This is a genomic window from Pontibacter sp. YIM B11418 (genome assembly GCF_059278805.1).
The window spans coordinates 271,449-296,959 of sequence record NZ_JCAEMH010000003.1 but is presented as its reverse complement, the minus strand read 5'-3'; the positions used below and the strand labels follow the sequence as shown (position 1 = coordinate 296,959).

The 25,511-nt window shown below is 52.2% G+C and carries 20 protein-coding genes; 6 read left to right on the top strand and 14 right to left on the bottom strand.

Translation table 11 applies throughout. The features are described 5' to 3' along the window. Positions 1–52 precede the first annotated feature (52 nt). Positions 53–2,647, top strand: coding sequence for a phosphoenolpyruvate carboxylase (locus AC4QZR_RS09010; RefSeq protein ID WP_494480607.1), 2,595 nt, complete (start codon positions 53–55; stop codon positions 2,645–2,647). A gap of 104 nt (positions 2,648–2,751) precedes the next feature. Here the strand turns inward: AC4QZR_RS09010 and AC4QZR_RS09005 are convergent, their stop codons facing one another. After that, a complete protein-coding gene (locus AC4QZR_RS09005; protein WP_494480606.1) occupies positions 2,752–3,306 on the bottom strand; it encodes a 3'-5' exonuclease in 555 nt (184 codons plus the stop codon). 634 nt (positions 3,307–3,940) lie between these two features. On the opposite strand from AC4QZR_RS09005, the gene AC4QZR_RS09000 reads away from it, so the two are divergent. Then, positions 3,941–6,283, top strand: a complete 2,343-nt coding sequence (locus AC4QZR_RS09000) for a GH92 family glycosyl hydrolase (protein WP_494480889.1) — start codon at positions 3,941–3,943, stop codon at positions 6,281–6,283. A gap of 545 nt (positions 6,284–6,828) precedes the next feature. On the opposite strand, the gene AC4QZR_RS08995 is transcribed toward AC4QZR_RS09000, so the two are convergent. Beyond that, positions 6,829–8,247 carry a sugar MFS transporter gene (locus AC4QZR_RS08995; protein WP_494480605.1) on the bottom strand — a complete coding sequence of 473 codons (1,419 nt, stop codon included), beginning with the start codon at positions 8,245–8,247 and terminating at the stop codon, positions 6,829–6,831. Positions 8,248–8,346: 99 nt separating this feature from the next. After that, complete coding sequence (locus AC4QZR_RS08990) at positions 8,347–9,060, bottom strand: DUF8091 domain-containing protein (RefSeq protein WP_494480604.1); 714 nt, start codon at positions 9,058–9,060, stop codon at positions 8,347–8,349. Between the two features lie 254 nt (positions 9,061–9,314). Here AC4QZR_RS08990 and AC4QZR_RS08985 point away from each other — a divergent pair, with 254 nt between their 5' ends. The 3 genes from AC4QZR_RS08985 to AC4QZR_RS08975 are packed head-to-tail and all read left to right on the top strand — an operon-like array spanning position 9,315 to position 13,139. After that, the gene (locus AC4QZR_RS08985; protein ID WP_494480603.1) at positions 9,315–10,565 is read left to right on the top strand and encodes a glycosyltransferase family 1 protein; all 1,251 of its coding nucleotides are present in this window, start codon (positions 9,315–9,317) and stop codon (positions 10,563–10,565) included. A 36-nt stretch (positions 10,566–10,601) separates the two neighbouring features. Continuing rightward, a complete protein-coding gene (gene glf / locus AC4QZR_RS08980) occupies positions 10,602–11,807 on the top strand; it encodes a UDP-galactopyranose mutase (protein WP_494480602.1) in 1,206 nt (401 codons plus the stop codon). Positions 11,808–11,864: 57 nt separating this feature from the next. Continuing rightward, positions 11,865–13,139: an amine oxidase gene (locus AC4QZR_RS08975; protein ID WP_494480601.1), complete on the top strand. Its 1,275-nt coding sequence runs from the start codon at positions 11,865–11,867 to the stop codon at positions 13,137–13,139. 44 nt (positions 13,140–13,183) lie between these two features. Here the strand turns inward: AC4QZR_RS08975 and AC4QZR_RS08970 are convergent, their stop codons facing one another. The 5 genes from AC4QZR_RS08970 to AC4QZR_RS08950 all read right to left on the bottom strand — a co-directional run bounded on the left by AC4QZR_RS08970 (position 13,184) and on the right by AC4QZR_RS08950 (position 18,322). After that, positions 13,184–14,278 (bottom strand): amino acid permease, encoded by a 1,095-nt coding sequence (locus tag AC4QZR_RS08970; protein ID WP_494480888.1) that lies wholly within the window; start codon positions 14,276–14,278, stop codon positions 13,184–13,186. Positions 14,279–14,347: 69 nt separating this feature from the next. Continuing rightward, positions 14,348–14,911 (bottom strand): amino acid permease, encoded by a 564-nt coding sequence (locus tag AC4QZR_RS08965; protein WP_494480600.1) that lies wholly within the window; start codon positions 14,909–14,911, stop codon positions 14,348–14,350. Between the two features lie 8 nt (positions 14,912–14,919). After that, on the bottom strand, positions 14,920–16,035 hold the full coding sequence (locus AC4QZR_RS08960; RefSeq protein ID WP_494480599.1) for a lysylphosphatidylglycerol synthase transmembrane domain-containing protein: 1,116 nt from the start codon (positions 16,033–16,035) through the stop codon (positions 14,920–14,922). 268 nt (positions 16,036–16,303) lie between these two features. After that, on the bottom strand, positions 16,304–16,663 hold the full coding sequence (locus AC4QZR_RS08955) for a hypothetical protein (protein WP_494480598.1): 360 nt from the start codon (positions 16,661–16,663) through the stop codon (positions 16,304–16,306). 231 nt (positions 16,664–16,894) lie between these two features. Continuing rightward, entirely contained in the window at positions 16,895–18,322 is a 1,428-nt protein-coding gene (locus AC4QZR_RS08950; protein ID WP_494480597.1) for an APC family permease, read from the bottom strand. A gap of 337 nt (positions 18,323–18,659) precedes the next feature. Here AC4QZR_RS08950 and AC4QZR_RS08945 point away from each other — a divergent pair, with 337 nt between their 5' ends. Then, positions 18,660–18,821 carry a hypothetical protein gene (locus tag AC4QZR_RS08945; protein WP_494480596.1) on the top strand — a complete coding sequence of 54 codons (162 nt, stop codon included), beginning with the start codon at positions 18,660–18,662 and terminating at the stop codon, positions 18,819–18,821. Positions 18,822–18,987: 166 nt separating this feature from the next. Here AC4QZR_RS08945 and mnmE read toward each other — a convergent pair whose 3' ends face one another. From mnmE to AC4QZR_RS08915, 6 genes are all read right to left on the bottom strand, one after another. Next, positions 18,988–20,367 (bottom strand): tRNA uridine-5-carboxymethylaminomethyl(34) synthesis GTPase MnmE, encoded by a 1,380-nt coding sequence (mnmE, locus tag AC4QZR_RS08940; protein WP_494480595.1) that lies wholly within the window; start codon positions 20,365–20,367, stop codon positions 18,988–18,990. A 70-nt stretch (positions 20,368–20,437) separates the two neighbouring features. Then, positions 20,438–20,980 carry a thioredoxin family protein gene (locus AC4QZR_RS08935; RefSeq protein WP_494480594.1) on the bottom strand — a complete coding sequence of 181 codons (543 nt, stop codon included), beginning with the start codon at positions 20,978–20,980 and terminating at the stop codon, positions 20,438–20,440. A gap of 74 nt (positions 20,981–21,054) precedes the next feature. Then, positions 21,055–21,933 carry a metal ABC transporter permease gene (locus AC4QZR_RS08930; protein WP_494480593.1) on the bottom strand — a complete coding sequence of 293 codons (879 nt, stop codon included), beginning with the start codon at positions 21,931–21,933 and terminating at the stop codon, positions 21,055–21,057. A gap of 350 nt (positions 21,934–22,283) precedes the next feature. Then, positions 22,284–23,567: a metal ABC transporter permease gene (locus AC4QZR_RS08925; RefSeq protein ID WP_494480592.1), complete on the bottom strand. Its 1,284-nt coding sequence runs from the start codon at positions 23,565–23,567 to the stop codon at positions 22,284–22,286. A gap of 207 nt (positions 23,568–23,774) precedes the next feature. Continuing rightward, positions 23,775–24,566 carry a metal ABC transporter ATP-binding protein gene (locus tag AC4QZR_RS08920; protein ID WP_494480591.1) on the bottom strand — a complete coding sequence of 264 codons (792 nt, stop codon included), beginning with the start codon at positions 24,564–24,566 and terminating at the stop codon, positions 23,775–23,777. Positions 24,567–24,578: 12 nt separating this feature from the next. Continuing rightward, complete coding sequence (locus tag AC4QZR_RS08915; protein WP_494480590.1) at positions 24,579–25,511, bottom strand: metal ABC transporter solute-binding protein, Zn/Mn family; 933 nt, start codon at positions 25,509–25,511, stop codon at positions 24,579–24,581.

The following is a 25,511-nucleotide window of genomic DNA, read 5'->3' as shown; positions in this document are numbered from 1 at the left end:
GTTTAGGTTTATTTCTTATCTTCAGCGACAGACACACCTTCTCCCTGAAACTATGACCACGCACAGTACCCTCCGTGCCGATACCAACCTGGAAGCCTTCTCCACCCTGGTTGGCACGCGCTATGAAATGTATAACAGTCTGTTCTCGTCGCTGCCCTTCCACCGGGTGGAAAAAACAGGCGTGCTGCTCTCGCTGCTGGTACTGCACTGTGAGGACGGCTACGAGCGTCAGCAGAGTCCGCAGGAGATCATCCAGAGCTTCTTTGCGCAGTACACCAACTACCGCACTGAGCAGGAGCAGCACGACCTGCTCTTCCGTTTTGTGCAGTATGCGGAGCGGCAGGTGGTGCTGTTCGATGCTCTGGAAGAGGCCGCCTTCCGCGACACCCACGACATGCACGGCGCAGGCACCATGAACCAACTGAGTATCGCGGTGCTGCACGAGCAGGCGCAGGAGCAGCTGGCCCGCAAAATGCAGGAGTTTGCGGTGCGCCTGGTCCTCACGGCCCACCCAACGCAGTTCTACCCGAGCAATGTGCTGGGCATCATCAACGACCTGTCGCAGGCACTTGCGACTGACAATACCTCGCAGGCGCACTCATACCTGCGGCAGCTGGGCAAGACGCCCTTTTTCAAGAAAGAGAAACCCACACCCTACGAAGAGGCTATAAGCCTGATCTGGTTTCTGGAGAATGTTTTTTACCGTGCTTCCGGCGACATTATTTCTTACCTGGACGCACAGTTCCCGGGTGTGATCCGGCCGGGCTTTAAACTGATCCGGATGGGCTTCTGGCCGGGAGGGGACCGCGACGGCAATCCTTTTGTGAAAGCAGACACCACGCTGCAGGTGGCCGATGCGCTGCGGGTCGCGGCCATCAGGGCTTACTATGCAGACATACGCCGACTCAGGCGCCGCCTGACTTTCAGGGGCGTGGAAGATCTGCTCAAGGAGCTGGAAGCCAGGCTCTACAATCACCTGTTTGTGCCCGGCTATACCCTGGATCTGAAGCAGGAGGATATCCTCACATCACTGCGGGAGATAGGCAGGCTATTGCTGGAAGAGCACAACAGTTTGTTTTTAAAACAGGTGGAGGCGCTGATCACCAAAGCGGAGCTCTTTGGCCTGTTCTTCGCCACACTCGACATCCGCCAGGATTCCTCTGTGCACAGCCACCTGTTTGAGGAGCTTTCGCAACATACCGACCTGCTGCCAAAAGACTATGCGCAGCTTCCGGATGGGGAGAAAATTGCTGCCCTGACAGGTATAGCAGACAGTCTGCAAGACCTCGATCTGTTCGCTGATGATGAGCTGCTGCAGGACACGCTGCAAACTGTAAACGCTATCCGGACCATACAGGAGCGCAACGGGGAGGAGGGATGCCACCGCTATATTATCAGCCACTGCACCAGTGCCCTCAATGTGCTGGAGGTCTATACTTTGTTCCGCCTGAATGGCTGGCAAGCCGAGGCCCTCACCGTAGACATCGTGCCGCTCTTCGAAACGATTACGGACCTGCAGCAGGCGTCGGCCGTTATGCGCCAGCTCTATGAAAATGAGGTATACCGGGAGCACCTGCAGCGGCGCAGCAACACACAGACCATCATGCTCGGCTTCTCCGACGGCACCAAAGACGGCGGCTACCTGATGGCCAACTGGAGCATCTACAAAGCCAAGGAGGCGCTCACGCAGGTGAGCCGCGCGTATGGCGTGGAGGTGATTTTCTTCGACGGCCGGGGAGGTCCGCCGGCCCGGGGCGGTGGCAAAACGCAGCAGTTTTACGCTTCCATGGGCAACAACATCGCCAACAAAGAGATTCAGCTCACCATTCAGGGCCAGACGGTAAGTTCCAACTTTGGCTCCGTGGATGCGGCCCGCTTCAACCTGGAGCAGCTTCTGCACGCCGGCATCAGCAACAGTCTGTTCAACCGCAAAAAGCCCACCCTCAGCCAGGAGGATGACCAGCTGCTGCAGGAGCTCGCCGAAGTGAGCTACGACGCTTATGTCGAACTGAAGAACAATCCGGTTTTCCTGGAGTACCTCACCTATGTAAGTCCGCTGCGCTACTACGGTGAGGCCAACATCGGCAGTCGCCCCTCGAAGCGCAAATCCGGCAAGCTCAATCTGGATGATCTGCGCGCCGTGCCCTACGTGGGCGCCTGGAGTCAGCTGAAGCAGAACCTGCCGGGTTACTACGGCGTGGGCAGGGCGCTGGAGGCGTTACATGCGAAAGGGTACTGGCCTAAATTGCAGCAGCTCTACAAAAACTCGCTGTTCTTCAAAACCCTACTCGACAACTCCGAGATGGCCATGAAGAAGTGCTTTTTTCCGGTGACGGCCTACCTGGCGGAGCATCCCACTTACGGCCCGCTCTGGCAGCAGATATACGAGGAGTTTGAGCGGACGAAAAAATACGTGCTCCTGCTGGCGGGGGCCGACACGCTGATGGCCGACAAACCCATGGATGAGCTCTCGATCCGGCTACGGCAACGCATCGAGTTACCGCTCATCACAATTCAGCAGTACGCACTGGCCCGCATCCGGAGTCTGGAAGAACAGGGGGCAACGCCGCAAGAAAAACAGGTATACGAGAAGTTGGTGATGCGCTGCTCATTTGGTATCATCAACGCCGAGCGGAATTCGGCCTGATTATACCTGGATGGACGCCCACTGCTGGCCGCCACGAAAAGAGTGGAGTACGGGTCTTTTCCCTTTTAGGGGAATACTGCCGCCGGGTGACTGCACATTAGCGATCAGACACGGCTGATCTTGCTCCCCATGCGCGCATCAAACTCTTCTTCCGAGTTGGTGCCCGTCAGGTCGAGGGCCTTTAGTGAGAGACGGGCGCAGGCGTCGGCGTCGGAGGCGGCACGGTGATGCAGAAAATCGATGCGGTGCATGGTACAGAGCGTTTTGAGATCGTACTTGTGCATCCCTTTCCAGATGTTCTTCGAAAATTTCAGGCTGCAGGTATAACGCGCCTCTGGCAGCGGAATACCATAGGTCGCCAAGGTTTTGCGCAGCACACTCATGTCGAAACTGGCATTGTGGGCGATCAGCAACTGGTTTTCGAGATAGGGCTTTAGCTGCGGCCAGAGCTCTGCAAAATCAGGCTGGTCTTTTACGTCAGCCGGCCGGATGCCGTGCACAGCAATGTTAAAGGAATTAAAATTCGGGTAATACAAAGGCTTGATCAGCCAGGACCGGGTTTCGACGATTCGCCTGTCGCGCACCACGGTTATACCTATCTCACAGGGGCTGTCACGTTGGGGTGTGGCCGTTTCGAAATCAAGCGCAATAAAATCCATCAGGCGGCTAAGTTTAAAAGCAGGGTATTGAAAAGTAGTGGTGCAATTTAGTCAATTTGCTGAAACCATGCGGAGGTGATTTCAGCCACATCTGTCATCTCGACGAAAGGAGAGATCTGGGTTATTTAAATGTCTGCACAATGCTTCAGATTTCTCCTATTGTCGAAATGACATAGTAATTCTATCAGTTGATGGAATCTGTAAAGCAACCGCTTACTGCTCACACGCTCTTCGGGACATCCATGTCCCGAAGAAAGCTGTTGGGGATGTCCACATCCCCGTGTGTAGGTCTGTAGGTATATGGGGACACGGATGTCCCCTGCAGAAATACTTCCGGACATGGATGTCCGGAAGAGCTTTATCGAGGCTCCGAGCTTCTAATGGATCTGCATAAAAGTAGCATACGAGAGCTCTTTGGGATTTATAAATCCCGAAGTAAACGGTAGGGGATTTCCTAATCCCCGTGTGCCGATACACGCTGTTCTGGAGACCCGCAACAGTTGGGGGTAGGGGCCCTCTATTAGGATTCGGATTGATAAATCCGAATCAGCTCTTCTGAGTTAAAAACCTCAAACAAAGCAAGGGACTATATTTTAAAAATAACCCTTAACTTTAAACACGTCATCCTAACCTGATTCCCGAACCTACAGCCCGTTCTATGAGAAGTATAGCCCTATCTGTTCTGCTGCTGATTCCCCTCCTGGCATTTACCCAAAAGAAGTCCTCAGCTCCTGATCTGGTCAGGTATGTTAACCCCATGATCGGTACTGCCAAGATGGGCCATACCTATCCGGGAGCCACGGTGCCTTTTGGCATGGTACAGTTGAGTCCGGATACCGATACCATACCTTACGAGGTGAACGGCAAGTATAACAAGGACGTGTACAAGTACTGTGCCGGCTACCAGTATGACGACAAAACGATCGTCGGTTTCAGTCATACGCACTTCAGCGGCACCGGCCACTCCGACCTGGGCGACTTCCTGATCGCGCCGACTACCGGCAAGCTACAGTTGAATCCGGGCACGGCAGACAAGCCGGAAAGCGGCTACCGATCGGCTTTCTCACACCAAAACGAGGTGGCAGAGCCGGCCTACTACAAGGTGAAGCTTGACGACCACAACATCCTGGCAGAACTGACGGCCAGTAACCGCGTGGGCATGCACCAGTATACCTTCCCGAAGTCGGACGAGGCGCACATTATCTTGGATCTGATGTCGGGCATTTACAACTACGACGGCAAAACCACCTGGACCTTCGTGCGCGTGGAGAACGATACCCTGATCACCGGCTACCGGCAGACCAACGGCTGGGCCCGCACCCGCACAGTCTATTTTGCCATGGCCTTCAACAAGCCCTTCTACCAGTATGGCAATAAAGATTATTCCGAGGCACAGGTATACAAAGGCTTCTGGCGCAAGTTCGACCAGACCAAGAACTTCCCGGAGTTCGCCGGCAAAAAGATCCGTGCTTATTTCGATTTCAAAACAGAAGAAGGGGAGAAGATCAAGATCAAATTTGCCCTTTCTCCGGTGAGTATCGAAGGCGCTTTGGCTAACATGAAAGCCGAGATTCCGCACTGGGACTTTGAGCGGGTGAAGCGCGAGGGACAGGCCGCCTGGAACAAAGAGCTCAGCAAAGTGGTTGTCGATGCCGGCAAAGACGACCTCGTGAACTTCTACACCGCTATGTACCATGCTTTCCTAGGTCCAACTACTTATATGGACGTGGACGGCAGGTATAGAGGGCTCGATATGAACGTGCACCAGGCCGATGGCTTCACCAATTACACCAGCTTCTCGCTCTGGGACACCTACCGGGCGCTACACCCGCTGTTCAACATCCTGCAGCCCGCACGCAACAACGACATGATCAAATCGATGCTGGCCCACTACGACCAGAGCGTACACAAAATGCTGCCGGTTTGGTCGCACTACGCCAACGAGAACTGGTGCATGATCGGCTACCATTCCGTGCCCGTGATTGCCGATGCTGTGATGAAAGGCAATGGCAATTTCGATGCAAATCGCGCCCTGGATGCCTGCGTGCAGACCGCACGCACCCGCTACTACGATGGACTGGAATACTACATGGACATGGGCTACGTGCCGGAGGATAAGAACGGGTCTTCGGTATCGAAAACGCTGGAGTACGCCTACGACGACTGGTGCATTGCGCAGATGGCAAAAAAACTCAACCGGCAGGACATTTACGAAGAGTTCAGCAAGCGTGCCCAGAACTACAAAAATGTGTATGATGCCAAATCCGGCTTTATGCGCCCGAAACTGAGCGACGGCACCTGGAAGCAGGAGTTTGATCCGCTGGATACACACGGGCAGGGCTTCATCGAGGGCAACTCCTGGAACTACAGTCTCTACGTGCCCCACGACCCGGCCCAGATGATCGCGATGATGGGAGGGAAGACCCGTTTTGGCCAGCGCCTGGACTCGCTCTTCACGATGGAGCTGCCGGATAAGTACTTCGAGAACACTGAAGACATTACCCGGGAAGGCATCATTGGGAACTACGTGCACGGCAACGAGCCCTCGCACCACGTGCCTTTCCTCTACAACTGGACCGACCAACCCTGGAAAACACAGCATCGCACCCGCATGGTACTCAAAGCCATGTACAAGCCAACAGTTGACGGACTCGGCGGTAACGACGACTTCGGTCAGATGAGTGCCTGGTACATTTTCAGCACTCTGGGCTTCTACCCGGTAGCCCCTGGTTCCGACCAATATGCCATCACCAGTCCGGCCATTAAGTCAGCTACGATCAATCTGGAGAATGGCAAAACCTTTACCATCGACGTGAAAAGCCAGAGTGATAAGAATGTGTATGTGCAGAAGATGGAGTTGAATGGGAAGCCGGTGAATCGCGCTTTCCTGACGCATAGCGAGATCATGAATGGCGGGAAGATTACTTTTTATATGGGCAGCAAGCCGAATAGGAAGCTTTTTGCTGTAGCGCCTTAATTAGGTATAGCATGCTTTATAGCAACTGCTGCTACAAGTATAGCAACTAGTGTTGTTTTATAACCTGCCCTGGCCGGGCGGGCCTCACTTTTTTCCTTGATGAAAAGAAAGAGGGCCCCTACCCCCAGTAAGCAAAAAAATCAAGACGATTTTAAACTCGCTGACCGCTCAAACACAAAATCGTCATTGGTGCACCGGGTACAGTTTTCTGCTTCGTAGTGAGAGTGCAAGTAAGTATTGCTAAACCTGCCGGTGGTCTTGACAGATGCGACGAAGCCTATACCTTTAGCTATGGTAGTATCAGACTCCGCGCCTTAGACAAGGAGGGGTCGGGGGAGGTTAAATCATTAGGAGCCTAAACGGCGTTTGCCACTATGCTGTAGCTGTTTAACGGTAATGGCCAAAAGTCCCCCTTTGAAGGGGGCAGGGGGATGTCAATCGTGCATGAAAATCCTGTAAATCCTTAAATCCTGATTCAGACAAAAAAAGACCGCAGTTTTACCTGCGGTCTTTTTTATTTGAAATTCAGTGTGTGTCAATTATACCTACACCTCCTTCACTTTATACCCAACAAAGCCATAATAAACAATATAAGCGTAGCAGATCATCGGGATGATGAAGGACAGCTGCAGGTCGCCGGTCAGGTCGGCGAACAGGCCTTGCAGCGGGGGCACGATGGCACCGCCTACGATGGCCATTACCAGGAGGGAAGAACCCTGGCTGGTATGACGGCCGAGTCCTTTAATAGCCAGGTCAAAAATGGTTGGGAACATGATGGAGTTGAACAGGCCAATGGCGATGATTGCCCACATGGCCAGCGAACCTTCCGCCAACACCCCAATCAGCAGCAAGCCGATCACGGCCATGGCAAACAGACCTACGGTGCGGTTAGGTATAAAGCGGGCCAGCATCAGCACGACCACGTTCAGCGCAATCAAACCCAAGATGATCAGCGCTTCGTTGAGGTCATACAGCACGTACACTGTAAAAAAAGTAACCAGAGCGATCAAGCCGATCACAGCATACTTGCCGGTTTGCTTCAGGGTGCTCAAGGCGACTGCCCCGAAAAAGCGACCGATCATGGCACCACCCCAATAGAAGGCCAGGTAATGTTTCGCCTCCGATTCGGTCAGGCCTGTGATCTGCGGAAGTTTAATGTAGTTGATCAGGGCACTGCCAATGCTTACTTCACCGCCCACATACATGAAGATACAGATAATGCCCAACACCAGATGCGGATGCTTCATAGCCACAGCGCCGGTTTCAATTTTACCGCTGCCTTCTAAACGTGGAAGCCTAGCCACCTTAATTAACAGAGCCAACAGCAATAAAAGCGCGGCAAGTCCCAGGTAGGGGAGTTTCACGGAGTCCGCCGTATCAATCTGAGCAGAAGCCACCTGGTCGAAGATCAGGTAACCGCCGATGATAGGGGCAATGGTGGTGCCGAAGGAGTTAAGTGCCTGCGACAGGTTCATGCGGCTGGAAGAGGTTTCGGGCGGGCCCAGGATTGCTACATAAGGGTTGGCCGTGATCTGCAGTACCGTAATACCGGATGCCAGCACAAACAAAGCCATCAGGAAAAGACCATAGCTATGAAATTCGGCCGCCGGGTAAAAGAGGGTGCAGCCCAGGGCCGCCACGATCAGACCGATGATTATGCCGTTCTTATACCCGATCTTCTGGATAGGATCGCCCTTAACGATGGAAGTTATAAAGTACAGGAACGACACAATGAAGTAGGCCCCAAAGAAGGCTGTCTGGATGAGCATGGCCTGCCAGAGCTGCAGCGTAAATACCTCCTGCAGTTTCGGGATCAGGATGTCGTTCATACAGGTAATGAAGCCCCACATAAAGAAGAGGAGCGTAACGACGATCAGCGGAGAGGTATAATTTCTATAGTCCCGCGTTGATTCTGTAGACTGTGAAGCAGCTTCGTCGGTCTTAATAGGCGTGATGGATGGCATCAGGGTATAGTTTAGTGTTAAGGTTCGAATTGCGTATAAGGTATGACAATATAATGCTTTTCTGGATTTACCGGATTGCTTTCGTTTTGTTTTTACTCACTACCACTCGTAGAGCAGCTCATTCCCTCTTTTTCCGACTACCACAATCGCATCCATTTTACGCAGGCAGTAGGTGATCTGCCTGCAGCGGTGCATGGGCAGCCCGGTAGCCTTTGCCAGGCATTTGTTCGAAAAGGGCTGGGTCAGGGTAGGAGGCAGGAACTCCAGAAAATCGGTACTCTTGCTGAACACCCTGGACGAGACCACACTAACCAACCTTCTGTCTTTCAGGCTTTCGCGCTTGCGGCGTTTGCTGCCTTTGCCGTCTTTGCAGCGCACTTCCTCTTCCTGTATCAGCGGGAACTCAATGGAGAAGTTGGCATTGGTCATCAATTCCGGCAGTCGTACGAGCTCTTCAAACAGATCAGTCAGCGCTCCCTTCGTAGTTGACTTTCGCCTTGACAAAATTGAACCACCGGACTTATCTACCTGCACAATCCATTTCTCGAGCGTGATCGGGTGCAGCATGTGTACGCGGTGCTCTTGTACGAGGGTTTGCAGTTTTGGCCGGATGGCGGTGAAATTTCGCGTCTGTATCTCGACCAACTGTTCTCCGCGCACCAGGTCAATCACAAATCCGCTAACAGGTACTTCAAAGCAATCGCCGGGCTGAGCATACCATCGCTTCAGGGCGGCATGCAGCGACCGTTCGTTGCGTATCCCGATGCCATTCCCCCTTATCCCTTCTTTGTCTGTCACTTGTGAATCAGCCATACCTGCTACCTGCTTTTTCTAATTTGCAAAATAGGCATTCTGTTGTAAAATCAGCCTATCGGGCACCAGTAAATTCCTTAGTAGAAGAAAGTAGGTATAAAGAATGTAAGAATTAAGTGTATAAACCAGTGAAAATACGTGTAATTTCTTGAGTTGATTGACCTCAATTTACGTAGTAAGTAAAACTTGTCTCATCAGGCTGGTAATTCGTGTTGCTAACCTGTAGCCTGGCCTTAAGTCTCTTAAATAACGCTATGTTTAAAACGAACTCTGAATCAAATGCGCCGGCATCAGTCGGCGAGGACAATACAAGTGTGGTTTCTGACAGAGAAACTTTATCACACAAAAAACTGGCTGGAGGGACAGCACTTGCAAACGGCTTTCAGGGCTTACCAGATGTGGTCTGCCTGTCGCACCTGCGCTGGGATTTTGTCTACCAGCGGCCACAGCACCTGCTCTCGCGCTTTGCCAGGCATGCGCGTGTTTTCTTCGTGGAAGAGCCCCTGTTCACTGACTGCCAGGAGCCATACCTGCAGGTGGCGGAGCGCGAAGGGCATGTACAACTCGTCGTGCCGTACATGCCCCATGGTTTTTCCGTAGAAGCTGTGGTGACTGCACAACGCAATCTACTGAACCAGCTATTCGTTGAACAGCAACTGACGCATTACCTTTTCTGGTACTATACACCAATGGCTCTCGGCTTTACGGCGCACTTTTCGCCGGTGCTCACCGTTTACGACTGTATGGATGAGCTATCGGCTTTCAGATTTGCGCCCGCACAACTCAAAGAACTGGAACGCGCGCTCTTTCAGAAAGCAGACCTTGTTTTTACGGGAGGCCAAAGCCTGTACGAGGCCAAGAAAAAGCAGCACCCACAGGTTCATGCCTTTCCAAGCAGCATCGACAAGGCACACTTTTCCAAGGCGCGCACCCGATTGCCAGAGCCCGCTGATCAGGCCAGTATACCGGGGCCCCGCATTGGTTTCTTTGGGGTGATTGACGAACGTATGGACCTCGAACTACTGGAAGCCCTGGCAACTGCCCGACCGGATTGGCACCTGATCATGATCGGACCGGTGGTGAAAATCGATCCGGCTACACTGCCCCGTCACGCCAACATTCACTATTTGGGAGGGAAGTCCTACAAGGAACTGCCGGCCTACCTGAGTGGCTGGGATGTGGCGCTCCTTCCTTTCGCCATCAATGAGTCTACCGAATTTATCAGCCCGACTAAAACACCCGAGTACCTGGCGGCCGGCAAACCTGTGGTGTCAACTCCGATCCGGGATGTAGTCCGCCCTTATGGGGAGGCCGGTCTGGTGCACATTGCCGACACCTCCGATTCCTTCATCACAGCTGTGGAGCACGCCCTGACACAGCAGGAGGATAAACAATGGCTGGATGCGGTAGATGGTTTCATGGCCGACCTTTCCTGGGATAATACCTGGAGCAGTATGACCAGACTGATCGTGGGTGCCCTGGAGCTGAAAAAGCAGCAGGCCTGATCAGGAGTAATCACTTACATTATAATTCAATACCATATGTTCGACTACCTGATCGTAGGAGCGGGGTTCGCCGGCAGTGTGCTAGCTGAACGCCTGGCCTCGCAGCTGCATAAAAGAGTACTCATTATTGATAAGCGTCCGCATATTGCCGGCAACGCCTTCGATCATTATAACGAAGACGGCATACTGGTGCACAAATACGGGCCGCACATTTTCCATACTAACTCAAAGGAGGTGTTCGACTACCTGTCGCTCTTCACGGCCTGGCGCCCTTATGAGCACCGGGTGCTCGCAAGCGTAGACGGACAGTTGGTCCCCATGCCCATCAACCTCGATACCATCAACAAATTATACGGCCTCAGCCTGACCTCTTTTGAAGTGGATGATTTCTTTAAATCCGTGGCAGAAGAGGTATCGCCGGTGCGGACCTCTGAAGATGTAGTGGTGAGCAAGGTAGGACGGGAGCTTTACGAAAAGTTCTTCCGCAACTATACCCGTAAGCAATGGGGCATGGACCCATCGGAACTGGACAAGTCGGTGACCTCCCGCGTGCCGGTGCGCATCAACCGCGATGACCGCTATTTTACCGATACATTCCAGGCCATGCCACTACACGGCTACACCAACATGTTCGAAAAGCTACTGGCCCATCCCAACATCAAGATCATGCTCAATACGGACTACCACGAAATACTCGACGTAATTCCTTTTAAAGAGATGATCTATACCGGGCCGGTAGATGAATATTTTGATTTCAGGTTTGGAAAACTCCCTTACCGCTCGCTCGAGTTTAAACACGAAACGCTGGATGCGCCCGTGCACCTGCCTGCTGCAGTAGTGAACTATCCTAACGAGCACGCCTACACCCGCATCACGGAGTTCAAGTATCTGACGGGGCAGCAGCATCCCAAAACGAGCGTGGTATACGAATACCCGCAGGCTGAGGGAGACCCCTATTACCCGGTGCCGCGCCCTGAGAATGCGGCTATCTACAACCAGTACAAAAAGCTGGCAGATGCCACACCGGGCGTACACTTTGTCGGCAGATTGGCTACTTACAAGTACTACAACATGGACCAAGTGGTGGCGCAGGCGCTCACGCTATTTAAAAAGCTGTCGTGCCAGGAAGAGGTGCTGCCTTTGCTGGATAGCGCTTTGGTAGGGCACAACGGGCATAGCGTAAAAATAGACGGGGCTACACTGCAGGTCGGTACAGAAGTCACTAGCAAAAGAACCCGATAAAGATCCATTTTTACCTGCTGCCGGTCAGGTAGCAGGCAATTCCTACCCCACAGGCTTATGGCAGACAACGCAACAAACACCACTTTACTTGAAAGTCCTTTTCAGTCCTTCTGGATGGCTGGGTTTGAGTGCACCGATAAACTCAATGCTTTTGGTAACAGGGTGGACTTCCTCACCCTGACAGGGCACCTCGCTTTGCTGGAACAGGACTATAAGAACCTGGCGCCTTTCCATATCAGCGCAGTGCGTGAAGGTATAAGGTGGAGCCAGGTGGAGAAAGCTCCCTACCAATACGACTGGACCACCGTCGGCACCATGCTGAAGCAGGGCAGGGCACTGGGCATACAGCAGGTATGGGACCTATGCCATTTTGGATACCCGGATGATCTGACGCCGCTGCACCCCATGTTTGCCCGACGCTTTGCCGCTATGTGCCGTGCATTTGTGCGGTTTTACCGTTCCCATTTCCCGGATGGTCCGCTGGTGGTCACACCGATCAACGAAGTGAGTTTTATCTCCTGGTTGGGGGGGGATGTGCGGGGCACTTCGCCATACTGCACCAGGCAAGGCTGGGAAGTAAAATACGGTTTGATGCGGGCCTACATAGAAGGTATAGCGGGCATGCGCGAGATCGACCCGAACATCCGGATACTGACTACAGAGCCGCTGGTAAATATAGTGGCCCCTCGTGACTGCTCGCCGGAGCTACAGGCCGAAGCGCAGCTGGCACATGAGCACCAATTCCAAGCGGTGGATATGCTTTGCGGCCATGTTTGCCCCGAACTGGGCGGCCGGCCGGAATTCTTGGATATACTGGGGCTCAACTACTACTACAGCAACCAGTGGGAGCTGGGCACGCACGCACAACTGAGCTGGGTGAACGAGCACCAGGACGAGCGCTGGCAGCCTTTGCGTAATTTGTTGCAAATGGCCTATACCCGCTACCAGAAGCCCATTGTGCTGGCAGAGACAAGCCACCCTGGTATAGACCGTCCGCACTGGATCCGTTTTGTTGCAGAGGAATGCGCCGCCGCCCTGCAGGCAGGTATACCTTTATGGGGCATCTGTCTTTACCCCATCATCGACCGTCCCGATTGGGACCATCTTTCACCCTGGCACCGGGCCGGGCTCTGGGACGCGGAAGAAGAGCCCGGTGAACTGCCGGAGCGTGTGTTGTACCAACCCTATGCCGAAGCCCTGCTGGATGTCCAGCAAATGATGGAGGAGCTCATCTTCACGGATGAAGAAAGAGGAATGTCGCGACCTCACAGTAAAATGTCGGGAAGAAACCTGCGCTTTAGGAAGCTGCGGCAGGCCGTTAATGGAAAATAGAGTATATTTCTCCGTTTTCTCAAGGTATTACTCATTTAAGCCGTTTAAATTCCCTGTGGTTGATGGAGCTTGCTATTGTGGTAACCGTACGCAAAGTATACCACCAGGCCTAGCGCCAGCCAGGCCAGAAAGCGGGTCCAGTTTGTCAGGCCAAGTTCCGTCATCAGGTATAGGTTAGTGAGCAGACCCAGCACCGGTATAAGCGAAAGATTTCGGATCCAGGTGAGGACAGTGAGGATAGCGGCAATACCGATAAAGCCCAGCAACGGCAGTTTGTGCTGGAAGTTTTCCCAACCACCATCCAGGCTGAAGAAGCCGCTCACTTCAGCGGCACGAAAGCGGTATAAAAGTACCATAGCCACTAGTACCATGAGCGGAAACACATAGCGGCCATTGATGTAGGGTACACGGAATCCCTTGTGTGCTGCCGTAGCGGCTTTCTGTTTTTCCTCCAGCAAGAGGATGCCGCCGCACACCAGCACAAACGCGAACAGCGTACCGATGCTGGTCAGGTCTGTGACCTCGGTCAGGTTCATGAAAATGGCCGGTACGGCCACCACAAAACCGGTGACGATCGTGGAGAAGCCGGGCGTTTTGTGTTTCGGGTGGATACGGGAGAAGGCTCTGGGCAAAAGACCGTCGCGGCTCATGGCCATCCAGATACGCGGCTGCCCGTACTGGAAAACCAGGAGCACTTTGGCCATGGCTATAACGGCACTCACAGCCACAATACCGGCCATGGCATCCAGGTTCACCCTTGAAAACACATAAGCGAGCGGGTCGCCCACGGCCAGTTCGCTGAACGGCACCATACCTGTCAGCACCAGTGCCAGCACCACATACAATACCGTGCAGATCACTAACGTGAAGATCATAGCGCGGGGCAGGTCGCGCTGCGGGTTCTCACACTCCTCGGCGGTGGTGGAAATAGCATCGAAGCCGATGTAAGCAAAGAAAACGGCCGACACTCCTTTCATGATGCCCGCTAGTCCGTTCGGGGCAAAGGGAGTCCAGTTGTCGGTGTTCACATAGAAAGCACCCACCGTGATGACGAGCAAAATAACGATGAGCTTGAGCAGCACCAGCAAATTGGCCGTGCGCTTGGATTCTTTGATGCCGATGTAGACCAGATACGTAATCAGTGCCGTGATACCCTACGCAGGTATATCCGCCACCAGCTTAAAGCCCCCCAGGGAGGGTGCGTTTTGCTAGGCTAGAAAAGCTTCCTGCAAATGGGTTGGAAAGGATGATAATGTCTGACCCTGTGCAAGCAGCGTCTGCACCTCTTGGAAGCCACGCGACGCGCTCAGGAAATCCATGGTCAGATACTCCGGCATACCAATGCCGACTCCCCGGAGCACGGCCGTAAAATAATCAGACCATGAGATAGCCACAGCAATGTTGCCAATGGCATACTCCATGAGCAGATCCCAGCCGATGATCCAGGCCACAAACTCACCGAAAGAAGCATAGGCGTAGGTATAAGCGCTACCAGACACAGGTATAGTTGAGGCGAACTGGGCGTAGCACAGGGCCGAAAAACCGCAGGCGATGGCCGTGAAGATAAAGAGCAGCGAAACCCCGGGTCCGCCAGCCGCGCTGGCATTGCCGATGGTGCTGAAGATGCCCGCCCCAATGATGGCAGCAATGCCAAAGGCAACCAGATCCCTGAATTGGAGGTTGCGAATCAGGTTGGTGCCCTGGATGTTGCCATCCTTCCTATAGTCCTCTAAAAGGGCTGTGGCATTTTTGCGGCGGGTAAGGTTCTTCAAGAAATTTCTCAATTGACAGGTATAGTGTCGGTGTTGGTAGAGGCAGTGGAAGTCTGTGGTTTGGATTCAGGTATAGTGGTGCTTTTCTCGTTGCCGTACACAACAGCAACCCAGCGGGGGAATACGATCACACCTACTACCAGGTATAAGTAATAAGTCAACAGGCGATACAGGAGAACAATGATGGTGGTAAATCCGCCCAGGAAGGCACCGAAGAAGGCCGGGAAGGCAATTTCAGCAAAGCCAGCCCCACCCGGCGTAACGGACACCAGCAATACCACTTTGTAGATGAGGTTGCGGGCGAACACCAGAAAATGGTCCGCTGCATCCAGGTGCGTGAACGCCGCTATCAGGCAGCCGATAATGGCATACCGGGCCGTCCAGACGAAGATGGTCGAGATGCTCCCGTGCAGCCAGTAGGCCGTGTCTTTGGTGCGTAAGTGCCTGGAGGCAATCAACAATTCGTTGGCATGGCGCAGCAGCGTTGGACGCCACTTAAGCAATAGCCGGAAACTTCCAATCCGGAGCAAAAGGCGCTTGACGGCTTTCGGGTTCATGAACAGGGCGTAGAACATGGTGAAGGCATACAGGGCGATCAGCAGGTAGGAGATACCAAAGGCAATACCCAGGCTTTGCCGGAGCGTCTCGTTCATGTTGTCGAAGGAGGGAATCAACTGCCCATCTGCAAACAGCAACACCAGTGGCACAGCCAGCACGAAGTACAGGTTGTCGAGCATGGCGGTCACCATCACCTGTGCGATGGACTTCCCCAACGGAATCTTCTCCTTGAACAGGATGTAGGCGGCCACAGTAGAGCCACCCACTACCGAGGGTAGGGCACAGGAGGCAAACTCCCAAAGCATGATCACCCGGAAACTCTGCTTCCAGCTCAGTGCTTTGTCTGTTATGTAGCGGATGCGGTACATGTAGCCCAGGTCCCTGATGAGCAGCACCAGCAGGGTGACCCCAAGCCAGAGCGGGCTGGCCTGCAGGAGGGTTTGAAGTTGCCCAGGCTCATAGTTCTTGTACAGCATGTAGCCCACCACACCCAGGCCCAGCAACATAGGTAGGATAAGCCTGCGGGCAGAGAACTTCGCCTGTAGTTTTTCTTTTGTCAGTGTCATGATTATGATGGTATCTACTCAGAACTCCACTCGTCGTATTTTGTGCTAATGGCGAAATGGGTGCTTCGTAGTCTAGGTAAAACCCGTTCTCTTTTCTTGTTGCAATGTCAGGCACAGGCTAAGGATTGAAGAAAAGCCAGTGATACCGATTCGCTTTTCTGGAGCCATGGTAGCTTGAAACAGGAGTGGGTTTATAGGGAAAACAACTTTAAAAGCAGTTATCTGATGGTTTCACTAGAGCCTATAATGCTGGGGAAGAGGTTGGGAACTAGGGGCCCTTGGTGAGGATGGTATGGAGGCCGCAATCGTCTTTGGAAACAGGGGAGGCGTACGGTGAAGGTGCGGCGCCCTTATCAACAGGATAAAGTCTGTGGAGCAGCGAGCTTACCAAAGGAGCCAACAGCGCTCTTTCGAGCTGAGGCACACCCAAAGCTTCTCCAGAAATGAACTGGCCACCAAGGAGAACGAGCGGGACCTCTTCCGCATCATCCACACTCTGTTGAAGCACCGCATCAGGATAAGATGCCGCTTGCGCGGTGACAGGATGGACAAATGCCAACACACTGCATAGCAAAACCGCCAGCAGGACGTTCAGCTTTCGAAGCAACTGTGCACCCGTAGTTTTCATCGCAACAAAGGAATCGTGTTGTGCCGATTAATGCAACAGCAAAGGCACATATATTTTACCTGAAAGTTAAGCTTCAAACGGTATTTTGGCGGCCCACCTTCGCCTGTACGCTGTTTGCTATTCCTCCTGTAATCATGAAAGGAGAAGCCAGACCAAGTTTGCTAAATACTAGTAGCAGCGCGTTCCAGCTTCTGTTATGAGCGCATGATTTATCCTGGTCTTGGGAGAGTCTCAATGCATCACTTTTTTCTCCGATGACATCTGGGCCTCTTTCTGCTGGTTTCTGCGGAACCACCAGTACATGGGAATGCCGGTCAATATCAGGGCCATACCGATGGCTGCCTCCCGTGGACGGACAACGATCGTGTTCACAAAAAGGGCGGCACAGAAAAGGACCATGATGGCGGGCACTACCGGGTACCCCCATACCTTATAGGGCCTGAGGGCGTTGGGCATCTTTTTTCGGAGGATGAAGACACCCATTGTAGTGCATCCATAGAAAATGAAGACAGCGAAAATGATCATGTCTGTCAGCTGGTCGAACGTGCCGGAGAGTACCAGCAGGCAGGCCCAGATACTCTGGAAACGTAGCGAGTTGGCTGGTGCCTGCGCCTGGTTGAGCTCGGCCGCTTTCCGGAAGAAAAGTCCTTCACGCGCCATAGCAAAGTATGTGCGGCTGCTTGCCAGCACAGTGGCATTGGTGCAGCCAAAGGTCGTAACCAGAATCAGGATGGAGATGAATATGGTACCCCCATATCCCCAGAAACTCTTCACAACCTCCACTGCTGCAATCTTGTTTCCGGCCGCATGTATCTGCTCCAGCACCGGTATAGGCAAAATGGACAGATAGGTCATGTTCACGATCAGGTAAATGCCTATTACAGTCAGTACCCCGATCGTAATGCCCCTTGGAATATTCTGCTTAGCGTTTTTGACCTCCCCGCCTAAGAATCCGATGGCTGCCCAGCCCTGGTAGGCCCAGAACGCGGAGAGCATGGCCGTGAAGACAGCGCTGAACGTGACGGGAGAACTGGAAACAGACGAAACTGAGAAGCTTTCCCCGATAGATGACTGATCACTGGAAAGACCGAAAAGCACGATGATACCGATTCCGGTGAAGACGAGCAACAGGATGGCAGTGCTTAGCCATGCCCCCATCCGTACGCCCTTCATGTTCACCCAGGTGAGGAGAACGATCAGCACGATGGCTACAAGCTTTATGTTGAAGTCAGCAAAGGGGTAGAAAATACCTACAATTGTGAAGTCGGATAGCCCTTCGAGTACAGGAGGCAGGGGCACGATGCTATGGAGGGACTGCGCGAAGACATAAGACAAGGAAGAGATCGCCGCCGTCTGGATGACTGTGAAAAGCGACCACCCGTAAATGAAGGCGAAGAAACGGTTGTAAATCTTCTTGTAATAGGCGTACTCGCCGCCTGTATCGGCCAGCAGCCCGGCCACCTCCGCGTTACAGAGCGCGCCGAACAGAGAAATAATACCAGCCAGCAACCAGCAGATCAGCACCCATTCAGCCGAGTGCAACTCGGCGGCCATCGGGGCCACTTTCTTGTACACGCCGGACCCGATGATATTTCCTATCACGACGACGATGACCAGGCGCAGGCCCAATGAGCGGTCCAGTTCTCTTTGTTTCCCCATGTGTTATGTCTTGTGCTGGTCTCTTGACAATTAGGCAATTCTAACCCCAATGTAGGATGGAAAAATAATATTTCATACTAATTTATCCATAGCAGCAAAATGTTGGTAAGCAGAAGCGATTAAGCAAACGTAACCAATAAGGATTTGGTAGAGACCGATGACCAATCTGAAAAGCACCAGCATAGTAATAGAGGTATTCAATAGATGATGTGCATTGTCTGTGAACACAAGCTACTGGTTGTCTATCTTCTTTCTTTCACATGTAGAATGTGAACTGTTGGTTAACTTTCCACCGATGAGCCAGTAATTCTAGTTATTACAAATAATGCATTCGCTTATGAGTACCAGATCAGAAAACCAACAAAAGAAGCAGCGTCAAAAAGAATTTCAGGAAAGGAAGGAATACCAGGAGCGCCTAAAAGCGGAGGCCAAAAAAGGCAAACGCGATACAGCTAGGGATAATGATGAGATTGACAGAAAGGGCGGGAGTGGAGACTAAGATTTACGGTTAGCTTCGATTTCTATTAATTTAGAAAACGCTGTTGCTAAAGGATGAGCATTTCTTAGGCTTTATTCATCAGGTATAGCGGCAAAATAAAACCCTGCAAATAACTCATTAGCAGGATTTTATTATAAACAGGTAAGTATTAGGCTATTGCTAATGGTTACTTTCCGATGCAAAACTTTGTGAAGATGTTGTCGAGCAAATCATCGTTCGTAATCTCACCCGTGATCATACCAAGACTATAAAGAGCCCGGCGAATATCGGCTGCTACTAGGTCGCCGCTTATACCTAAACCTATTCCATTGAGCACGTCGTCCAGCGCTTCGTAGGTTTTGTTCAGGCTGTCGACGTGGCGCAGGTTGGTCACGATGGTCTGCTGCTGGGTGTTGAGTTTGCCCAGGTTCACTTTGTCTACCAACGCCTGCTTCAGTTCTTCTAAGTGAGCTCCCTCCGCAGCGGATATCTCCACTAATCCTTCTATACCTGCAAATTCAGCCAGTTTATCAGGTGTAGCCTGGTCTATTTTATTGGCGACAGGAAGCAGCGGCAGTTTCTTCGGATTGAGTTCCTCCATCTCAGTTTGCAACTCTTCCGGGGTCGTGCTAGTGATGTCGAACAGGTAGATGATGAGCGAGGACTGGCTCAGCTTTTGCATGGTGCGCTCCACCCCGATAGCTTCTACCTTGTCGGTAGTTTCGCGCAGACCGGCTGTATCGATAAAGCGGAACGTGACACCCCCGATGTTGATCTCATCTTCAATGAAGTCGCGGGTCGTGCCCGGCACATCCGACACGATGGCTTTTTCTTCGTTTAGGAGCTTATTGAGCAGGGTGGACTTGCCCGCATTAGGTTTGCCCACGATCACAGTCGGCACACCATTTTTGATCACATTGCCCAGCTCAAATGACTTGAGCAGCTCGCGAATGATCTGCTGTATGTTCAGGATCAGGGTGCGCAATTGGTCGCGGTCGGCGAACTCCACATCCTCTTCGCCGAAGTCTAGCTCCAACTCTATCATGGACGCAAAGTGTACCAACTCGGACCTCAGCCGTTTAATTTCCTGCGAAAAACCACCGCGCATCTGCTTCATGGCTACTTCATGCGAGAGGGCAGAGTCTGAGGCGATCAGGTCGGCCACGGCTTCGGCCTGCGCCAGGTCAAACTGGCCGTTCAGGAAGGCGCGCTTTGTAAACTCTCCGGCATTGGCCAGACGGGAACCTTTTTTTAAAAGCAACTGCATGATCTGCTGCACGATAAAATCGGAACCGTGGCAGGAGATTTCCACCACGTTTTCTTTGGTATAGGAGTGAGGCGCCACAAATAGCGAAACCAGCACTTCATCTATTATCTTATCGCCATCGCGGAGGGTCCCGAAATGGATGGTATGGCTGTCCTGTTTTGTCAGGTCTTTGCCCTTAAATACAGAATTGGTAATGGTGATGGCCTCAGGGCCTGAGAGGCGAATAACTGCAATGGCGCCTGTACCGGGTGCCGTGGCAACCGCTGCAATGGTATCGGTATGTAAAAACTGATGAATCAAGGTATAGCAAGTGTTTTAAAACACAAAATTACGGATTAATCAGGCATTCTTCACCAAACGTTCGTCATTCCTACTTTTTGGTATACTCTTCCCAGGTTTTTGACTTGTGATGATTGTCTCCGAAATAGGTCAGAACCTGATGGAAAGTGGTCGCATCGAGGTAGCCGGGAACGGGCGTGAGCATGTTAAATTTCTCGTCCAGGTATACGGTAGTCGGGTAGCTCATCTGCCCTTGCAGGAGGGCAACTGCCAGCTCGTGCGCCCGATACTGCTCCTGATAGGTATAAGTATGGCCGTTGAGCGTGATCGGTTTTTTACCCTCGGCATCCAGCTTCACGGCATAGTAGTTTTTGTTGATATAGGCCACCACTGCAGGATCGGTGAAAGTAGACTTATCCATTTTCTTGCACCAGCCGCACCAGTCCGTATACACGTCGATGACAACTTTGCGAGGATGGATCTTAATCTTTTCGGCAGCTTCCTCCATGCTGATCCAATTGATTTTAGCTCCTTTTTGGTTGGTAGATGCTGCAGTTTTCGTTCCATGCCAGGTATAGCCTGACAGTAAAAGCATCAGCGCAAGCAGGGAAAGGAGGTATGTTTTTTTTGGCACGGTGAGTTTTATTTGAATCAGAACGGTTAAAGGGATGCTTCCTGTATATGTTGCTTTATACCTTGTCTTTCAGGTTAATGCCCGACCATCTGCACACGTTTCTGTCTGCGCAATTTGCCATGTGTAGGCGAGAAAAGGAATGCCAGCAGGAACTCTATACCTGTTACGGTGGCGATAGCACCGGCAATTGATCCATCGAGCCACACGGCCAGGTAGTAACCCGCGAAAGAGGCAATGATCCCCAACAAAACAGAAATTCCCAGCATGGTCTTGAAATCGTCGGTTAGCAGGTAGGCAGTGGCAGGCGGAGCGACGAGAAAAGCTACCACAAGAATCGCCCCAACAGACTCAAAGGAAGCGACCGTTGTGAGCGACACCGCGCCCATCAGCAGGTAATACCAAAGGGTAGTAGAGATGCCAATGGCTACTGCAAAGGCAGGATCAAAAGTGGTCAGGAAAAGCTCTTTATACCCTAGCACAATGAAAGCACCGATCAGCAGCGTGACTACCGCCAGCATCCAGACTGTGCGCGGACCCATGCTCAGGCCTCCTTCGGTAATAATAAGGTCGAGCGGCACGTATGCAATTTCGCCATACAGCACACAGTCCTGGTCCAGGTCCACCTGCCCAGCAAATACGGAGATGAGAATGATACCGATGGCAAAGAGCCAGGTGAAGGTAACGCCAATGGCCGCATCAGCCTGTACCCGTGCATAACGATGGAAGAATTCGATCAGGAAGGTGGTAAGCACACCCAGCAGTCCGGCTCCGATGAGCATCGGAATCGTGTCACGCGAGCCGGTGAACATAAACGCGATCACGATGCCTGGCAGCACAGCATGCGAAATAGCATCGCCCACCATGGCCATACGGCGCAGTATCAGGAAACAACCCAACAGACTGCAGCACGTCGCTACTAAACTCCCCGTCAATATGATCCAGAATGCGTTCACGTTTGTTCTTGTATGGTTAAATTGTTGATGGTTGAATTGTTAATAGTTCTGCGCTCGATTGGTCGGGCTGTGATTCAAGTCCGTCAACTTAAAGAATTAGTTCTCTTATGTCATCTCGAATGCAATGAGAGATCTGGGTTATTTCAGTCTTCTGCAATATTTCAGAATTCTCCCCTAGGTCGAAATGACATATTAAGCACTTAAATTGATAGCATCGGTCCATGACCTGTCACTTCAAAATCTCATTTCTGATGATATACCTTTCATACCTTCAGTCAAGTTAATTCCTAAATCTATAATTTTCGACTTCTATTCACTCATCCGCTCAATCACTCATTCACTCATTTCCGTCATGGAATTCTCGCGCTATGCGGATCCAGATCAGGGTAGTTGAGTTCTTCAATTAGGCGCTGCTCCAGTTCCGGGGTAATGATGTGCTCGATGGTTTCGGCGTCTTCGTGCACGTGGTCTGAGGCCAGGTTGAGGTACTGTGTCAGGTATAGCTCCCACAAGCGGTGGAGGCGTACCACCCGGCGACCGCGTTTCTCGCCTTCCGGGGTCAGCAACCAGCGACCGTCATCTTTCTGCAGATAACCCTGTCGTTTTAACTTTTGCAATCCGCTAAGGGCTTCATTTTTAGGTATGTTGCGCCGCTCCAGCAATTCTTCCAGGCTGCGGGCATTACCATAGTCCTGCCGGAGTTCACCTAATTGGTAAAGCAGCTTGAGCAGGTTTTCCTCCAGAATACGGGTCTTGTTGCGCCGCTGCCGCAAGATGCGGGCAACCCAGCCACGACCGGGCGCCAGAGCAAAGGACAAGATGGCGATCATCGAAACGATCAGCACGATCCAGGGGCCAGTTGGCATGGAAGGGGCAGTGTATGAAACGAAGGCGCCCGCTATACCTGAGAAAGCACCGATGAGCGCGGCGAGTACGAGCATCACCTTCAGGTTTTCGGTCCAGAAACGAGCTGCCGCCGCCGGCGTAATCAGCATGGCAGCCATCAGCACGACGCCCACAGCCTGTATACCTACCACCACAGCAAATACGGTGAGGGTGGTAAGCAGCAACTCAAGTCCGCGCACCGGAAAACCGATGGTGCGGGCATAAGCCTGATCAAAACAAAGGAGGGTAAGTTCTTTAAAAAACAGCACCACAGCTACCAAAAGCAAAACGGCTACCACCCCAAAAGCGATCAGATCTTCTCCGATCAGCGAAGCAGCACTACCAAACAAGAATTTGTCAAGTCCGCTCTGAGCGGCGTTGCCGGTTTGTTGGATAGCGGTGAGCAGTAAAATGCCAATACCAAAAAAGACAGATAACACCAGCCCAATAGCCGTGTCCTCTTTAATCCGGGATCGGGAAGTAATGTAATCGATCACCACCAACGAAAGCCAGCCTGTTACAAAAGCACCGATCAGCAGAATGAAAGGATTTTTGGTGCCTGATACAATGAAAGCCAGACAAACACCCGGCAGCACGGCATGGGCCACTGCATCACCCACCAGCGCCCGCTTGCGCAGCAGCGTAAAGCAGCCCACCACCGCCGAACTGGCAGCCAGCAGCACCGAGCCCAGCGTCACGTACCGTATGTTGGCATCCGTAAACGAGAAAAACTCTAGAAAGTCCTGCATTTTATAAAAGGTTAAATTGTTGATGGTTGTTAAATTGTTAATTGTTTTATCTAGTGATGCTGTTTTAGGTAATATAGCCTGCAACTACGAAACTTATACCTACCAATTGGTAGCCGCGGCAATTCCTTTCCTTGGAATGACAGGGGTGGGTTAACCGTGCACCCAGCTATTAGCGAATAACCATTTAACCATCAATAATTAAAGAATTCAACTCTTCTCCCTTGCCGGGAATTCCTGTTTGCGGAGGAGATCGCCAACTTTGCTGAGCAGAGTGAGTTTTCCGCCGTAGGTTTGCTCCAGCAGTTCCTGGTTCAGTACCTGTTCTGTAGGACCGGAGGCTACCAAGCGCATGTTGAGGAGCACCACCCAGTCAAAGTATTCGGAGGCTGACTGCAGGTCATGGTGCACTACAATTACTGTCTTACCTTGGTCACGCATCAGGCGCAGCAACTGGATGATAGCGGTTTCGGTGGCAATGTCGACGCCGGCAAAGGGCTCATCCATGAAATAAACGTCGGCATTTTGAGCCAGTGCCCTTGCCAGAAACACGCGCTGCTGCTGTCCTCCGGAAAGCTGCGAGATCTGACGCTCAGCAAAGCTTTGCATACCTACTTGTTCGAGCGCTTCCATGGCAGCATCCCTATCGGCTTTGCGGGGACGCTTGAACAAACCCAACTGGCCATACCTGCCCATCAGCACCACATCAAATACAGAGGCTGGAAAATCCCAGTCTACCGACTCCCGTTGGGGCACGTAACTGATCCGGCTGTATACCTGTTTGAGGGGTTGGTCGAAGATGCGTACATAGCCACTGCTGACAGGTAACAGGTTCATCATCGCCTTGATCAGGGTGGACTTGCCTGCACCGTTCGGACCAATCACGCCCACGAGCGCACCGGCCGGCAGGGTGAGGTCAATGCCCCACAGCACCGGTTTTCGATCATAACTTACCGTCAGGTCGTGTACTTCTACTACTGGATTTTCTACTTGAAGTATCATAGGATAGCCTTCTTATTTTAAAGAAGTTACAATCGTGTTCGTGTTGTGTCTTACCATGCCGGTATAAGTCCCCTCAGGTGTACCTTCTTCGCCCATAGCATCAGAGAAAAGGGTACCTCCAATCAGCACCTTGTGGCCTCGTTTGCTGCAGCCCTGCACCACTGCCTCAATGGCCTTAGGCGATACAGAAGACTCGACAAACACCGCTTTTATCTTATTAGCCACAATGTACTTGACCAGCGAAGACACGTCCTGCAAACCAAACTCGGATAGAGTAGAGATGCCCTGCAAACCGCGGACCTCTATACCGTAGGCGTTGCCGTAGTAGCCAAAAGCATCGTGTGCTGTGATCAGGATGCGCTGCTGTTCAGGTATGGAAGCAATGGCGGCTTTGGTTTCGTTGTGCAGTGCTGAGAGTTCGCGCAGGTATACTGCCGTCTGCTCCTGGTACACCATGGCATGTTGCGGATCCTTTTTCTGAAGCTCGCTGCTCAGCTGCACGACTACCTTCATCCAGAGTGAGACATCAAACCAAACGTGCGGGTCGTGACTGTCAGCAAAAGCAGTAGAATTCAACAGATCGGACTCTGGTATACCTGCTGTAGCGGCGAGCACGGTTTTGTAGCGGCTCAGCTTTTCCAGCACTTCACCCATTTTGCCCTCCAGGTGCAGGCCGTTGTAAATGATCACGTCCGCATCGGTCAGCATATTCAGGTCGCCCTGCGTAGCTTTGTACAAGTGCGGGTCTACACCGCTTCCCATAATCGCTTCTACGTCTGCTGCATCGCCTACAATGTTCACAACGGCATCTTTCAGTATACCTGTCGTGGTTACAATGCGCATGCGCTTTCCGGCTGGCACCTCGCCCCGGGTGTCAACCTGGGTGCAGGCTGTTCCAGAAAGCATGACCAGCAGCAGATACAGGAAAAGGGCAGGAGCTTTCAT

What these genes read in the sequence shown, in the direction of transcription:
- AC4QZR_RS09010 (WP_494480607.1), top strand. Translation starts at nt 53, where the DNA reads ATGACCACGCACAGTACCCTCCGTGCCGATACCAACCTGGAAGCCTTC.
- AC4QZR_RS09005 (WP_494480606.1), bottom strand. Translation starts at nt 3,306, where the DNA reads ATGGATTTTATTGCGCTTGATTTCGAAACGGCCACACCCCAACGTGAC.
- AC4QZR_RS08995 (WP_494480605.1), bottom strand. Translation starts at nt 8,247, where the DNA reads ATGCCATCCATCACGCCTATTAAGACCGACGAAGCTGCTTCACAGTCT.
- AC4QZR_RS08990 (WP_494480604.1), bottom strand. Translation starts at nt 9,060, where the DNA reads ATGGCTGATTCACAAGTGACAGACAAAGAAGGGATAAGGGGGAATGGC.
- AC4QZR_RS08985 (WP_494480603.1), top strand. Translation starts at nt 9,315, where the DNA reads ATGTTTAAAACGAACTCTGAATCAAATGCGCCGGCATCAGTCGGCGAG.
- glf (WP_494480602.1), top strand. Translation starts at nt 10,602, where the DNA reads ATGTTCGACTACCTGATCGTAGGAGCGGGGTTCGCCGGCAGTGTGCTA.
- AC4QZR_RS08975 (WP_494480601.1), top strand. Translation starts at nt 11,865, where the DNA reads ATGGCAGACAACGCAACAAACACCACTTTACTTGAAAGTCCTTTTCAG.
- AC4QZR_RS08960 (WP_494480599.1), bottom strand. Translation starts at nt 16,035, where the DNA reads ATGACACTGACAAAAGAAAAACTACAGGCGAAGTTCTCTGCCCGCAGG.
- AC4QZR_RS08955 (WP_494480598.1), bottom strand. Translation starts at nt 16,663, where the DNA reads ATGAAAACTACGGGTGCACAGTTGCTTCGAAAGCTGAACGTCCTGCTG.
- AC4QZR_RS08950 (WP_494480597.1), bottom strand. Translation starts at nt 18,322, where the DNA reads ATGGGGAAACAAAGAGAACTGGACCGCTCATTGGGCCTGCGCCTGGTC.
- AC4QZR_RS08945 (WP_494480596.1), top strand. Translation starts at nt 18,660, where the DNA reads ATGAGTACCAGATCAGAAAACCAACAAAAGAAGCAGCGTCAAAAAGAA.
- AC4QZR_RS08925 (WP_494480592.1), bottom strand. Translation starts at nt 23,567, where the DNA reads ATGCAGGACTTTCTAGAGTTTTTCTCGTTTACGGATGCCAACATACGG.
- AC4QZR_RS08920 (WP_494480591.1), bottom strand. Translation starts at nt 24,566, where the DNA reads ATGATACTTCAAGTAGAAAATCCAGTAGTAGAAGTACACGACCTGACG.
- AC4QZR_RS08915 (WP_494480590.1), bottom strand. Translation starts at nt 25,511, where the DNA reads ATGAAAGCTCCTGCCCTTTTCCTGTATCTGCTGCTGGTCATGCTTTCT.